Below are 14,345 nucleotides of genomic sequence, written 5' to 3' on the forward strand. Positions count from 1 at the left end.
GCGCGGTCGTTGACCATCAGCAACCAGCGGGCCAGCCGTTCCTCGATGTTCGAATGGCCGTTGACCAGCGCCGTTCGCGACGACTGGACAAGGAATGCATGGGCGTAGCGAAGCAGTGACGGCTGAAGGGTCCGGCTTCCAGCAATCGCAATGCGAAGATGTTCAGCCGGCAGGCGCCAGCCGTCGCTGGCGACCTGGATATAGGTTTCATTGGGAGAGCTGTCCTGGCCGAGAACGACCGCAACGCCCGTCATGCCGTCATAGCCGATCATGCCGACTTCGCTGTGCCGTCCTCCGGTCATGGCGGCGACCACCGACGCGATACCCGTCTCAGGGAAATAGACGTGCTCGATCGGCTGATATGCGATCTCCAGCCGGGCTTTGATGGCCAGTTCGATGTGATGCATCGACGGCCTTAGACGCACGAAATCCTCCGGCGCGAGAGTTTTCAAAACATGGTTGCGAAAAGTGGATTGAGGCATAGCCCTTCTCCCAAACGGGCAAGAGCGCGCATCTCTCACTGTCGGCTGCATCCGGATAAACGGCGGCCGATGGTTGAGCATAGGCTCAAATGTGCGGTTGGCAAAGCCTTGCCGACGCGTCGCGCGGCAAGGAACTGCCTTGGGTAGCCGACGACCGTCCGATCCAGACCCTCATCGGGTCGCGAGCCATTCGTCTTCGGCCCTGTAGTCGAATGCGTCGTAGCCGTATTGAGCGAAAGCGGTGAAATGGCGTTGCCAGTCTCCGTCGCCGATGGTTTCCAAAAGCCATCGGCAGACCTCCGCAACCTGGGTTCGCTATTCTCCGCCGAAGCTATCTGCGAGGCAGTTAAGCGGCCGACCATGCGCTATGTTCCGGTAAAAACACAGGACGAACAGGCTGCTGGAGTGGTGCTCAAGGCACGCGATTTGCTCATCCGTCAGCGCACTCAAACAATCAATGCCTTGAGAGCGAATCTTGCCGAGCTGGGCATTGTCAGAGCGACCGGTCTAGTCGGAATTATCAGCCTTGTCGCCATAGTGCGCGATGACAATGACCTGCGACGATGAACGCACTGCACGCCGCCTTGCGACACTGCCGGACAATGCTCCAGTTTGATGCTTCTGCCCCCACCTGTAACTTTCAGCATTGGGTAATATGAAGACGTGCGATGAACGTCCTAACGGCCGACATCATCGAGCTTTGGTCGGATTGCGCTGATGGCGTCAACCATGGCGTCGGCCGTGTGACTATCCAGAACGATTTCCAACAGGCCCTTCGTTGTCTTGATACACAAGATGCCGAGCGCGCCCTTCTCATCCTCGACAGTGCCGACGTGAATTTCGGTCGGCACGAAAGGTGGGGCCTTCTTCGTCGGGTTCATTGGTAGCTCGCGTCCCTAGGCGGCTTTGACCATCGCGCAGTGCCGTGCCGAGTTTAAGCGGGCTTAGGCGGCAACGCGCCTGATTGTGAGGGCCGCGAAGCTTGCTTTTCGGCCCCAAGCCCTTGCTGCTGACGCTAGCGGCCATTGCGTGCCATGACACGCTGCCTCTTATGGATGCGGACGAAGGTGTAATACAGGAGATGCAGCGCAACCGCGTTGGCGTGGGGCCTTCTTTGAGAAGCTGTTTTTCAGACCGGTGAAGCTGCGCGCTCGAAGCACGAATCCTGCGCTGCGGCTGGCGCTGGCCGGCCTCTGCTATCGCGAGGAGCGAGACACGGGCACCGGCGGCGGTGGCATCTCTGGTTGACATGCATCGGTACGCCACGGTGGAAATCTGACCGATGCCTCGGATGACTGCGCGTCCATTCTATGACCGTGAGATAAAAATCCCATCGGCGACCCGAGAGCTTGGAAAACTAATTCTACAGAATTGGTATAGTAGGCAATCTTGTTGGCGATTTTGCTGCAGGGGACAGCGATGATGGTCACCTCGCCAAACGCTGCCCGCAGCCGCGGCGGTTCGCGCCGACGATTGTCACCGACAGCACGAGACGACACATGACCCGCGACATCCCCGACCGCATCAAGGTTCTCTGGTTCCTGCCGACCCATGGCGACAGCCGCTATCTCGGCACGACCGAAGGCGGCAGGGCCGTCGACCTGCCCTATCTGACGCAAGTGGCGAAGGCCGCCGACACGCTGGGCTATTACGGCGTGCTGTTGCCGACCGGCCGGGCCTGCGAGGATTCCTGGGTGATTGCCTCGGCACTGGCGCCGCTGACCGAGCGGCTACGCTTCCTTGTCGCCGTGCGGCCCGGCCTGCAGTCGCCGACGCTCGCCGCGCGCATGACCGCCACGCTCGATCGCATCTCCAACGGCCGCCTTCTGATCAACGTCGTCACCGGCGGCGATCCGCTTGAGAACAAGGGGGACGGCATCTTTCTCTCGCATGCCGAGCGCTATGAGGTGACGCAGGAATTCCTGCGGATCTACAAGCGCGTGCTGAGCGGCGAGACAGTCGAGCACCAGGGCAAGCATTTCAGGATCGAGGACGGCCGTCTGCTGTTTCCGCCTGTGCAGACGCCCTATCCGCCGCTCTATTTCGGCGGCTCGTCCGATGCCGGATCGCAAGTGGCGGCGCAGGAGATCGACAAATACCTGACCTGGGGCGAGCCCCCGGCCGATGTCGAACGCAAGCTTGACGCCGTGCGCGAACTGGCCGAGGAGGCGGGCCGCAAGCTTTCCTTCGGCATTCGCCTGCATGTCATCGCCCGCGAGACGACCGAACAGGCCTGGGCAGCCGCCGACAGCCTGATCAGCCGGCTCGACGACGCGACCATCGCCTCGGCGCAGAAGGTTTTCGGCCGCATGGATTCGGTCGGCCAGGCGCGCATGAGCGCGCTGCATGGCGGCCGCCGCGACAAGCTCGAGATCGCGCCCAATCTCTGGGCCGGTGTCGGCCTGGTGCGTGGTGGCGCCGGAACGGCGTTGGTCGGCGATCCGGACACGGTTGCCGAGCGCATCGACGAATACCGGCGCCTCGGCGTCGACACCTTCATCCTGTCGGGTTACCCGCATCTGGAAGAAGCCTACCGCTTCGGCGAACTGGTGCTGCCGAAACTGCCAACCGACCATCCGGTCAAGGCCGTAGGCTCTTCCGTCAACACCGGCCCATTTGGCGAAACCATCGCCGGCGACCATCGCCCAAAATCGCTCGCCAGCGCCTCGTGAACGCGCTGCCTCTGGCCCGCCGACTGCGCGTCGCCATCATCGGTGGCGGTTTTTCAGGCGCGGCGGTCGCCTGGCATCTGGCGCGGGCCAATCGGCCGGAGCGCCTGTCGATCGCGGTGATCGAGCCGCGCCCCGCGCTTGGCGGCGGCCTTGCCTATTCCAGCGAAGAACCGTCGCATCGGGTCAACGTCCCGGCGGTCAGAATGAGTATGGCTCCCGATGACTCGCAGCATTTTGCGCGTTGGTTAGCCGGCAGCGGCGAACTCGAACGGGATCCGGATGCCTTGTGGAAGAACGGCGACGTGTTTCCGCGCCGCCGCGTCTTCGGCCGCTACGTCGCCGAGCATTTGGCGCCGTGGCTGGCTTCGGGCGCGATCCGTCACGTCGAGGCTCAGGCCTCGCAGGTAGTGAGAGAAACCAAGGGCGCGGGCTGGACCGTGCAGACCTATGCCGGACCTGTCGAGGCCGACATCGTCGTGCTCGCCGCGACGCATCCTCTGCCGGCAATCCCGGCAGCACTTGCCTCCTTGGCTGAAGCACCTGGCTTCATCGCCGATCCCTACGCACCGTCGGCACTTGCCGGGATCGGGCCGGGCGCCTCGGTCCTGATCATCGGCTCCGGGCTGACCTCTGCCGACATGGTGGCCGAGCTCGATCGCCGCGGCCACCGCGGTCGCATCCTGGCGCTGTCGCGCCGCGCGCTGCGCTCGCGCGGTCATCCTGATGTGAGGGGCGAGCCCTTCGGCGATTTTGCCTCATCGCCGGCGACATCAGCGCTTGGCCTGCTTCGCAATATTCGCGCCACACTGGCGTCCGCGCGCAAGGCCAACGTCAACTGGCAGTCGGTCTTCGACCAATTGCGCCTGCAAGGGCCGCTCCTGTGGGCCGCCCTTGCGCCGCCCGAGCGGGCAAGGCTGGTCCGCCAACTGCGTGTGTACTGGGATGTCCATCGCTTCAGGATCGCACCGCAGATCGCTGCCGTGCTGGACCGCCGTCAGATTGCCGGCACCTTCGACACCATCGCCGCCAGGCTTGTCGCGTCGAATGATGAGGGCGAGAGCCTCGCGATCAGCTTCCGACGGCGCGGACAGACGCGGATCGAGACGGCAAGCTTCGACGCCGTCATCAACACGACAGGGCCTGCTCATGGACAGGCGCTCCAGTCAAATCCGGCGCTACGTTCTCTGACTGAGTCCGGGCTGATCGGGGGCGACGCATACGGGCTCGGTATCGAGACCAGTCTCGATAGCCGCGCCATCGGCAGCGATGGGAAAGCGGTTGCCGGGCTTTTCGTCGCCGGTCCGCTGGCGCGCGGTACCTTTGGCGAACTCATGGGACTGCCGGAGGTTGCTCGCCATGCCCGAATGGTCGCGGCCGAGATCGCAGGGCTGCTCGACACGCTCCCCTCAGCCGAGGTGGTTGGCGCCGATGGCGCGGACGGCGCGTTGACGCCCTGACAAGCGTAACCGGCCTAGCGGGTCAAAATTGGTATTTCCGTCCCATGAGAGCTTCAAAAACGGAAAATCCTCCTTTGTATATAAAATCCATAAACATAATAAATATTGGCGAAGGCCGGCTTGCGGCCGGACTGATCAACGACACGGCCTGAATGGGAGACAGTTCATGGCACACGCAGAAACCGACAAGGTCAAGTTCGCCTACTGGGTACCGAATGTTTCGGGCGGCCTGGTGATCTCCAACATCGAGCAGCGCACCAGCCATTCGGCCGAATACAACCGCAAGCTGGCCCAGGTCGCCGAAAAGGCCGGCTTCGATTATGCGCTGAGCCAGATCCGTTTCACCGCCGGCTACGGCGCCGACGAACAGCATGAATCGGTGGCATTCAGCCATGACTTGCTGGCGGCGACCACGACGCTCAAGGTGATCGCGGCGATCCTGCCCGGCCCCTGGAATCCGGCGCTGGCGGCCAAGCAGATCGCCACGATCAGCTACCTGACCAATGGCCGTGTTGCCATCAACCTCGTCTCCGGCTGGTTCCGTGGCGAGTTCCACGCCATCGGTGAGCACTGGCTCGACCATGACGAGCGCTACCGCCGCTCCGAGGAATTCATCCGCGCGCTGCGCGGAATCTGGACGGAAGACAGCTTCACCTTCCGCGGCGATTTCTACCGCTTCAACGAATATTCGCTGAAGCCGAAGCCGCCGCTGGTGCCCGAAATATTTCAGGGCGGCTCGTCGCGCGCGGCGCGCGACATGGCTTCGCGTGTCTCGGACTGGTATTTCACCAATGGCAACACGCCGACCGAGATCGGCAAACAGGTCGACGATCTCAGGACCAAGGCCAAGGCGAACCACCATTCCGTCAAGGTCGGCGTCAACGCCTTCGCCATTGTCCGCGAGACCGAGGACGAGGCCAAGGCGGTGCTCGCCGAAATCATCGCCAAGGCCAATCCGGAGGCGGTCAACGCCTTCGGCCACGAGGTCAAGAATGCCGGCAAGGCCTCGCCGGAAGGCGAGGGCAATTGGGCGAAATCGTCCTTCGACGATCTCGTCCAATACAATGACGGTTTTCGTTCCAACCTCATCGGCACGCCGAGGCAGGTCGCCGAGCGCATCGTCGACCTGAAGCGCGCCGGCGCCGATCTCATCCTGCTCGGTTTCCTGCACTTTCAGGAAGAGGTCGAGTATTTCGGCAAGCATGTCATCCCGCTCGTTCGCGAGCTGGAAAACGTCGAACCGGCAGCGTCACTGGCTGCGGAATAGTCATCTCCCCAAGGCTGGCCGGGTAATCCGGCCAGCACCCGAATGAAGGTTTTGAAGCGCGCTCGATCTCTTCGGGCGGCATCGAGACTTCGCACGCCTGCGGGCGCAATCGAGGACGATTGGAATGCCGTTGCCCTGCTATGCCTTGGGACTGGAAGCCTCGGTCTACGCGCCGGAAGTTTTTGCGCGCGGCCTGCCCTCGGCGCTCCTGCCGGCACAGTCGGCCGAAGCCGACGCCGGGGCGGCCGGATCTGCTGCCGGTGCAACTGCTCCGCTGCTGTCGCTCCAGGGCATCGGCCTGTCGTTCGGCGGTGTCGTCGCGCTGGCCGACATCGACCTGTCGGTTCGATCAGGCGAGATCCGCGCCATCATCGGCCCGAACGGCGCCGGCAAGAGCTCGCTGATCAACGTCATCAGCGGCGTCTACCGGCCCGACCGTGGCCAGGTCCGGCTCGCCGACGTCGACTATGCCCAGGTGCCGGCGCAACGGTTGGCGCATCTCGGCGTTACCAGGACCTTCCAGAACCTTGCTTTGTTCAAAGGTCTCAGCGTCCTCGACAATGTCGCCGCCGGCCTCGCCTACAAGGTCCGTTCCAACTTCGCCGGCCAGGTGCTCGGCATCGGCCGCTCGCGCGGCGAGCAGCGTGATTCACGCGGCCGCGCCGAACAGATCCTCGAATTTCTCGACCTGACAGCCGTTCGCGATCGTCTTGCCGGCACTTTGCCCTATGGGCTGCAGAAGCGGGTCGAACTGGCCCGAGCATTGGTCGCGCGACCGCGCCTGCTTCTGCTCGACGAACCGATGGCCGGCATGACATCGGGTGAGAAAAGCGAGATGGCTACCCACATTCGCGCGGCGCGCGACCGCTTTGCCACCACCGTCGTACTGATCGAACATGATGTCGGCGTCGTCATGGGTCTGTCGGACCGCATTGCCGTTCTCGACTACGGCCGCAAGATCGCCGACGGCACGCCCGACGAGGTCCGCACCGACGAGCGCGTCATCGATGCCTATCTCGGCGTCGCCTCCGACAATGAGGCCCTCTCTCGCAATGAAGGAAGGGCGGGCATATGATCGCCGATTTTGACTACCAGTTCTTCCTCGAAGTGCTGACCGGCGGCCTGCTCTCCGGCGTCATGTACTCGCTGGTCGCGATCGGCTTCGTGCTGATCTACAAGACCTCGGGCGTGCTCAATTTCGCGCAAGGCGCGATGCTGCTGTTCGCCGCCCTCACTTTCGTCAGCCTTGTCGAACGCGGTGTTCCCTTCGCGCTGGCATTGGTGGCAACCTTCGCCATCATGGTGGCGATCGGTATCGCCATCGAGCGCACGGTGCTGCGGCCGCTCACCAACAAGCCGCCGATCACGCTATTCATGGCGACGCTCGGCCTGTCCTACATCATCGAGGGCGCTGCCCAATTGATCTGGGGCACGCAGGTCCACGGCCTCGATCTTGGCATCGAGGATGTGCCGCTCGAAGTCGGTGGCGTGCTGATCAGCCAGTTCGACATTTTTGCAGCGGCGGTTGCCGCCGGCATGGTTCTCCTTTTGTCGCTGTTCTTCCGCTACACCCGCATCGGCCTCTCGTTCCGCGCCGTCGCCGACGACCAGTTCGCCGCACTCGCGGTCGGCCTCAGGCTGCCGCTGATCTGGGCGACCGTCTGGGCGGCGGCCGGCTTGGTCGCGTTGGTGGCGGGGCTGCTGTGGGGTGCACGCCTTGGCGTGCAGTTCTCGTTGTCGCTGGTGGTGCTCAAGGCGCTGCCGGTGCTGGTGCTCGGCGGCTTTGATTCCATCCTTGGTGCCATTGTCGGCGGGCTCCTGATCGGCGCCAGCGAGAAGCTCGCCGAAGTCTATATCGGCGACTATTTCGGCGGCGGCATCGAGAGCTGGTTCGCCTATGTCATCGCGCTGGTCTTCCTCTTGATCCGTCCTTCCGGCCTGTTCGGCCAGAAGCTCGTCGAGAGGGTCTGAGCCATGGCCGCGATTGCAGGCGATTTCTCCTCGGTGCCGGCCCTGCCGAAATGGGTGCTAGCCTTCCTTCTGCTTGCCTTCGCCTATGGCGTCGTGCCGCTGATCGGATCGAGTTACCTGTTCGAGGCCATCCTGCTGCCGTTCCTGGCACTCAGCCTTGCCGGTGTCGGGCTCAACATCCTGACCGGCTATGCCGGCCAGGTTTCGCTGGGCAGCGCCGCCTTCATGGCGGCTGGCGCCTTCGCCGCTTATAATTTCAACCTGCGGGTCGAGGGCCTGCCGCTGATCGGCAGTATCGTTCTCGCCGGCATTGTCGCCGCCGCCATCGGCATCGTGTTCGGCCTGCCCAGCCTGCGGCTGAAAGGTTTCTATCTCGCGGTTTCGACGCTTGCCGCGCAGTTCTTCGTGCAATGGGCGCTGACCAAGTTTAGCTGGTTCTCAGACAATTCGGCATCCGGCGTCATCGACACGCCGAGGCTGTCGATAGCCGGCTTCGCACTCGACGGCGCCATCGGCCGCTATCTCTTTGCGCTGACCATCGTCAGCATCCTTACCTTCTTTGCCTATCGGCTGGTGTCGTCGCAGACCGGACGCAACTTCATCGCCATCCGCGACAACGAAACCGCCGCCAGCATCATCGGCATTCCGGTGCTCAGGACCAAGCTGCTGGCCTTTGCCATCTCGTCCTTCATCATCGGCGTCGCCGGTGTCATCTGGGCTTTCGCCTATCTTCGAACTGTCGAGCCTGACGGCTTCGATCTCGACCGCTCGTTCCAGATATTGTTCATCATCATCATCGGCGGCCTCGCCTCGATCCGTGGCGCCTTCTTCGGCGCCGCCCTCATCGTGGTCTTTCCGCTTGGCTTATCGCGTCTCGGCGGCTTCCTGCTCGGCGATGGCTTCGATTCGGGCGTACTCGACATGAGCCAGCGCATCGTGCTCGGCGCGCTCATCATCCTGTTTCTGATCCTGGAACCCGACGGGCTGGTGGCCCTGTGGGACAGGGTCCGAAGACGGCTCGCCTGGCAGTCGACCTGAGCTCTCGCAGTCGAAAATCGCATCGCAAATGAACCAGAGGCCGCACTCAGGACGGCCCGCACCGGGAGTACCCTAGCCATGACTTTCCTCAGCACAATCAAGGCAGCGGCTTTGTCCGCGGCGATGATCATGTCGGTGGCCTTGCCATCAGCCCACGCCGACGAACAGTATTTTCCACTGCAGAGCTACCGCGTCGGGCCCTATGCGGCTGGCGGCACCGGCTTTTTCGGCGGCTTCATCGACTATCTCAACCTCATCAACATCCGCGACGGCGGCGTCAACGGCGTCAAGCTGACGTGGGACGAGTGCGAAACCCAATATGAGGTCGAGCGCGGGGTCGAATGCTACGAGCGCCAGAAGAGCCATGCGGGTGCCGCCGCCTGGAACCCGCTCTCGGTCGGCATCGCCTACGCCATGATCGACCGCATCACCGCCGACAAGGTGCCGCTGATCACCGTCAATCATGGCCGCACCGATTCCACCGACGGGCGTGTGTTCCCTTACGTCTTCCCGCTGCTGCTCAACCCCTACAGCGAGACCTCAGGCATCGTGAACTACATCGCCTCCAAGGAAGGCGGCATCGACAAGCTGAAGGGCAAGAAGGTCGTCGTGCTCTATCACGGCTCGCCCTACGGCAAGGAGACCATCCCGATCTATGAATTGCTGGCGCAGAAATACGGCTTCACCGTCCAGCAGATCGAGGTGCCGCATCCCGGCAACGAACAGCAGTCGCAGTGGCTGACCATCCGCCGCGCCAAGCCTGACTTCGTCGTCCTGCGCGGCTGGGGCGTGATGAACCCGGTGGCGCTGAAGACCGCGGTCAAGGTCGGCTATCCCGTCGACCACATCGTCGGCAACGTCTGGTCGAACTCGGAAGAGGACGTCATCCCCGCAGGCGATGCCGCCAAGGGCTATACCGCCATCACCACCCAAGCCTCCGGCAACGCATACCCTGTGGTGCAGGAGATCGTGAAGACCGTCTACGGCACCGGCAAGGGCAACCTGCAGGACAAGTCGCGCATCGGCTCGGTCTACCACAATCTCGGCATCGTCAACGGCATCCTGAATGTCGAGGCGATCCGCGTCGCGCAGGAGAAGTTCGGCCATCGCACTTTGACCGGAGACGAGGTCCGCTGGGGCTTCGAGCACCTCAAGCTCGATCCGGCCAAGGTCGAGGCGCTCGGCGCCAAGGACCTGTTCCATTCGATCAATGTCAGCTGGGACAACCACGAGGGCGAAGGCTACGTGACCTTCCAGCAGTGGGACGGCAAGAAGTGGAACGTCGTCTCCGACTGGATCGCGCCGGACTGGGCGCTGCTGCGGCCGATCATCGAGAAGTCGGCCGAGGCCTATGCCGCCGAGAAAGGCATCAAGCTGCGCACCGCCGACGATGCCAACGCCGTGACCACCAACTGATCAATGCCGGGCGCCAAGGACAGGTCTCCGCGGCACCCGGGCTTCCACCAGAGAAAAGCCCATGTCGGACAATGACGTCATCCTTGCCGTGGACACGGTCCATGCCACCTATGTCAACGCCATCACGGCGCTAAATGGCGTCAGCTTCGAGATCAGGCGTGGTGAGATGCTGGCGCTGCTCGGCGCCAATGGCGCCGGCAAGACCACGACGCTGAAGGCCATTTCCAACCTGCTGCCGGCCGAGCGCGGCCAGGTCAGCGCCGGCACCATCCGCTATGACGGCGGCGATGTCTCGCGCCGCAAACCCGGCGATCTCGTACGCGCCGGGCTGGTTCCCGTGCTGGAAGGCCGTCACTGCTTCAAGAGCCTCACTGTCGAGGAAAACCTGGTCACCGGTGGCATCGGCCGCGGCGGCCGCCGTGCCGAGATCAACGCAGACCTCGAACGGGTCTATTCCTATTTTCCCCGGCTGAGAGAAAAGCGCCGGACCTTGTCGGGCCTGACCTCCGGCGGCGAACAGCAGATGACGGCAATAGGCCGGGCGCTGATGTCACGGCCGCGCCTGCTGCTTCTCGACGAACCGTCGATGGGGCTTGCCCCGCTCATCGTCCAGGACATTTTCCAGACGCTGAAAAAACTCAACCGCGAGACCGGCCTGTCGATCCTGGTGGCCGAGCAGAATTCGGCGGTAGCACTTCGCTATGCCGACCATGCCGCTGTACTCGAGAACGGCGTCTCCGTCCTGTCCGGCGCGGCTGCCGATCTTCGCCAGCGCGAGGATATCAGGGCGTTCTATCTCGGCCAGCAGCCGCCGCCCGCCGCCAAGCCATCTCATCTCCATGCCGTTGCCTGAACCGAAGATTGAAGGAGCTTTGAAATGACCGTCTCAACCGTCAAGACAGACCATGCTTCCGCCGCCGTGCCGCCGGTCGCAAGACCGTCAGCCCCGGCATACATCATCAGGGATGCCGCGGAAGCGATTGCCATTGCCCACGCGCTCGCCGCCGAATTCGTCAAGGGTTCCTCCAGGCGCGACCGCGAGCGGATCTGGCCGGTCGCCGAACTCGACACCTTTTCGCAAAGCGGCCTGTGGTCGATCAACGTGCCCAAGGCATATGGCGGACCGGAACTGTCCTACGCGACGCTGGCCAAGGTGATCGAGATCATCTCGGCGGCCGATTCCTCGATCGGCCAGGTCGCGCAGAACCATCTCGGTGTAATCGCCGCCATCCGCACCGTTTCGGATGCCGAACAGCAGAAGCTGCTGTTCGGTGAAGCGCTGAAAGGCACGCGGTTCGGCAACGCCTTTTCCGAATTCGGCTCCAAGCGCGCCGCCGATTTCGAGACCCGCTTCACCGATGCCGGCGACCACGTCGTCGTCAACGGCCGTAAATTCTATTCCTCAGGCGCCCTGCTTGCCCATCTGGTGCCGATCGTCGCGCTCGATGATCAGGGCCGCGCTTGGTATGCCATCGCCGACCGTGGCACGCCGGGCCTGAAGGTCATCGACGACTGGTCGAGCTTCGGCCAGCGCACGACCCTCTCCGGCACCGTCATCATCGACAATGTCAAGGTTCCGAAGACGCATTTGGTGCCGGGCTACAAGGGCTATGACAAGCCGACAGCCGACGGCGCCATTTTCCAGATCATCCAGGTGGCGGTGGACACCGGCATCGCCCAGGCGGCCATCGACGAGACGGTGCACTTCGTCAAGACCAGGAGCCGCGCCTGGGTCGACAGCGGCGTCGACAACGCCTGGGACGATCCCTACACCATCCAGGCGATCGGTGACCTGACGCTGCGCCTGCACGCGGCGCAGGCACTGCTGGAGAGGGCCGGCCTGGCAATCGACAAGGCGGTGGCCGAGCCAACCGCCGATACCGTCGCGCATGCACAGATCGTCACCGCCGAAGCAAAGATCCTTTCGACCGAGATCGCCATCGCCGCGACCAACAAACTGTTCGAACTGGCCGGCACGCGCTCGACGCTGGCCGAGCACAATCTCGACCGGCACTGGCGCAATGCCCGCACCCACACGCTGCACGATCCGGTGCGCTGGAAATACTCGATCCTAGGCAAATATTTCCTCAACGGCGAAAATCCGCCGCTGCACGCCTGGAGCTGAATTCCCACCGGCGCGCGGGCGGCTCGCCACATCAAGACTTCGTCTATCCAAGAGGCCCACTGCCATGTCAAATCCAACAGTCGTCGGCTTTTCCGGCAACATCACCCGCCCGTCGAAGACGCGCGCCTTCGTCGATTTCGTCGTCAGGGAAATTGCCGCCCGTCACGGCCTTTCAGCGAGCACCTATGACATCGAGGATATCGGCCCGTCGCTGGGCACCGCAAGGTGGGCGCGAGACCTGGACAGCCAGGCCCAACCGATCCTCGCCGAAATACTCGCGGCGGATGTGCTGGTGGTGGGTTCGCCGACCTACAAGGGCAGCTACACTGGCCTGTTCAAGCACTTCTTCGACCTGATCGATCCAGCCGCGTTGCGAGGCAAGCCCATCCTGTTGACCGCGACAGGCGGCGGCGAGCGCCACGCCCTGATCGTCGAGCACCAGCTTCGGCCGCTGTTCGGCTTCTTCGAGGCTTTCGCCCTGCCGACCGCCGTCTACGCCACCGACAAGGATTTCACCGACGGCGTGTTGCACTCCGAAGCTATCCTGAGGCGGGTGGCGCAGGCGGTCGATGAAGTCGGCTTCGTGCTGGCCAACCGTTCGGCAGGCAGGATTGCTGCTGAATGACACCTCATTCCAGATGGATCAGCTGATCGATTGCTGGCTTACCTTTTGGGCCAGCTTTTCTCCAGGTAGCACAAGGCCGAACAACCTCGTCGACTGTGCACCGAACATTTAGCAGGATATTCTATCCCAGCGCGGTTGACGCGAACACCGTCTTGATGGCTGCCGCCAGGCAGCCAGTCCGTGTCGGCTAGGTCTTTTTGTTTTGGTGGATTGATGTCGTTGGCAGGCTGGACCTCCCCAAATCTCCCAGGCGTGGCGAGTTCCGTTGGGGCTGGGTGACTGCGCCTAATTGCACAATCTTCATCGTGACGACTGCCGGAGTTGTTAGGTCGCCGGCATGAGTGTCTTGGCACTGTGCCATAAAGTCCTTGAGCCTATTGCTCGCGTGGTACCGCACTCTGACCTGCGATCTTACGCGCAGCGCCCCCGACGCCGGCGCGTCCGTCTCCCGGCCGCGCAAGAAGAGCAGCATGGTGGTATCGAGCTTGCCGGCGACGTCGACACCGAAGAGTTGAAATGGTTCCTGGTCATTCATCGAGGTTGTCAAGGAGGAGGGCACGCTACTGCTCAGGCACATGCAGGGACGGGAAGAACCTAGCGTGGCGAAGTGCGGTATCTGCTGTCAAGCCGAGCCAAGCGGAAAGAATATTCCTTGCGCACCGCGTGCGAGTTTCCGTGCTATCGGCGCGTGGTCACGAAGGCTAAACTACTCCACCGTCACCGATTTCGCCAGATTGCGCGGTTGGTCGACGTCGGTGCCCATGAATACGGCAGCGAAATAGGCCAGCATCTGGATCGGCAGCGCGTAGATGATCGGCGAGATGATTTCCGGCACATCCGGAAGCACGATCGTCTCCATCGTCTTCACGCTCACCTGTGCCGCGCCCTTGACGTCGGTGATCAAGATGATCTTGCCGCCGCGAGCCGCCACTTCCTGCATGTTCGACACGGTTTTCTCGAAGATGCGATCATGCGGCGCGATGACGATGACGGGCATGTTCTCGTCGATCAGCGCGATCGGCCCATGCTTCAGTTCGCCCGCGGCATAGCCTTCGGCGTGGATGTAGGAGATTTCCTTGAGTTTTAGCGCGCCTTCCATGGCCAGCGGGAAATTTGTGTCGCGGCCGAGATAGAGCACATCGGAGTAGCGCGATATTTCACGCGCGACCCGCTCGATCTGCTCTTCGAGCTTCAGCACCTGGTTGGCATAGCGCGGCGCTTCGGAGAGCTCCCGCACCAGTGTTTTCTCCTGTTCTTTCGAGATCGTGCCGCGTGCCACGCCCGCCCGCACC

At 62.9% G+C, this 14,345-nt stretch carries 13 protein-coding genes and 1 pseudogene; 11 read left to right on the plus strand and 3 right to left on the minus strand.

Annotated features, from left to right (window positions below):
- Window positions 1-563, minus strand: a 563-nt coding sequence (locus C7I87_RS34560) for a Crp/Fnr family transcriptional regulator (RefSeq protein WP_246696535.1), incomplete at its 3' end; no start/stop codon positions are given.
- A gap of 243 nt (window positions 564-806) precedes the next feature.
- Here C7I87_RS34560 and C7I87_RS36325 point away from each other — a divergent pair.
- Window positions 807-992, plus strand: a pseudogene (locus C7I87_RS36325) (IS110 family transposase); the annotation flags it as partial.
- Between the two features lie 167 nt (window positions 993-1,159).
- On the opposite strand, the gene C7I87_RS34570 reads toward C7I87_RS36325, so the two are convergent.
- Window positions 1,160-1,363 carry a hypothetical protein gene (locus C7I87_RS34570; RefSeq protein ID WP_149908409.1) on the minus strand — a complete coding sequence of 68 codons (204 nt, stop codon included), beginning with the start codon at window positions 1,361-1,363 and terminating at the stop codon, window positions 1,160-1,162.
- A 618-nt stretch (window positions 1,364-1,981) separates the two neighbouring features.
- Here C7I87_RS34570 and ssuD point away from each other — a divergent pair.
- The 10 genes from ssuD (at window position 1,982) to msuE (ending at window position 13,053) form a co-directional block, all read left to right on the plus strand.
- The gene (ssuD, locus tag C7I87_RS34575; RefSeq protein WP_149908410.1) at window positions 1,982-3,154 is read left to right on the plus strand and encodes an FMNH2-dependent alkanesulfonate monooxygenase; all 1,173 of its coding nucleotides are present in this window, start codon (window positions 1,982-1,984) and stop codon (window positions 3,152-3,154) included.
- Window positions 3,151-4,611 (plus strand): FAD/NAD(P)-binding protein, encoded by a 1,461-nt coding sequence (locus tag C7I87_RS34580; protein ID WP_149908411.1) that lies wholly within the window; start codon window positions 3,151-3,153, stop codon window positions 4,609-4,611. Before ssuD ends, C7I87_RS34580 begins: the two co-directional genes overlap by 4 nt.
- Before the next feature lie 166 nt (window positions 4,612-4,777).
- Complete coding sequence (gene sfnG, locus C7I87_RS34585) at window positions 4,778-5,878, plus strand: dimethylsulfone monooxygenase SfnG (protein WP_149908412.1); 1,101 nt, start codon at window positions 4,778-4,780, stop codon at window positions 5,876-5,878.
- Between the two features lie 124 nt (window positions 5,879-6,002).
- Complete coding sequence (locus tag C7I87_RS34590) at window positions 6,003-6,953, plus strand: ABC transporter ATP-binding protein (RefSeq protein ID WP_149908413.1); 951 nt, start codon at window positions 6,003-6,005, stop codon at window positions 6,951-6,953.
- Window positions 6,953-7,849, plus strand: coding sequence for a branched-chain amino acid ABC transporter permease (locus C7I87_RS34595; protein WP_188394119.1), 897 nt, complete (start codon window positions 6,953-6,955; stop codon window positions 7,847-7,849). Before C7I87_RS34590 ends, C7I87_RS34595 begins: the two co-directional genes overlap by 1 nt.
- Before the next feature lie 3 nt (window positions 7,850-7,852).
- Entirely contained in the window at window positions 7,853-8,887 is a 1,035-nt protein-coding gene (locus tag C7I87_RS34600; RefSeq protein ID WP_149908415.1) for a branched-chain amino acid ABC transporter permease, read from the plus strand.
- Window positions 8,888-8,965: 78 nt separating this feature from the next.
- The gene (locus C7I87_RS34605) at window positions 8,966-10,303 is read left to right on the plus strand and encodes an ABC transporter substrate-binding protein (protein ID WP_149908416.1); all 1,338 of its coding nucleotides are present in this window, start codon (window positions 8,966-8,968) and stop codon (window positions 10,301-10,303) included.
- Window positions 10,304-10,364: 61 nt separating this feature from the next.
- Window positions 10,365-11,156 (plus strand): ABC transporter ATP-binding protein, encoded by a 792-nt coding sequence (locus C7I87_RS34610; protein ID WP_149908417.1) that lies wholly within the window; start codon window positions 10,365-10,367, stop codon window positions 11,154-11,156.
- Between the two features lie 24 nt (window positions 11,157-11,180).
- A complete protein-coding gene (locus C7I87_RS34615) occupies window positions 11,181-12,428 on the plus strand; it encodes an SfnB family sulfur acquisition oxidoreductase (protein ID WP_149908418.1) in 1,248 nt (415 codons plus the stop codon).
- Window positions 12,429-12,492: 64 nt separating this feature from the next.
- A complete protein-coding gene (gene msuE / locus C7I87_RS34620; RefSeq protein WP_149908419.1) occupies window positions 12,493-13,053 on the plus strand; it encodes an FMN reductase in 561 nt (186 codons plus the stop codon).
- A gap of 706 nt (window positions 13,054-13,759) precedes the next feature.
- Here msuE and C7I87_RS34625 read toward each other — a convergent pair.
- Window positions 13,760-14,345, minus strand: a 586-nt coding sequence (locus C7I87_RS34625) for an SIS domain-containing protein (RefSeq protein ID WP_149908420.1), incomplete at its 5' end; no start/stop codon positions are given.

This window comes from Mesorhizobium sp. SARCC-RB16n, assembly GCF_008520305.1.
Taxonomy (GTDB): domain Bacteria; phylum Pseudomonadota; class Alphaproteobacteria; order Rhizobiales; family Rhizobiaceae; genus Mesorhizobium.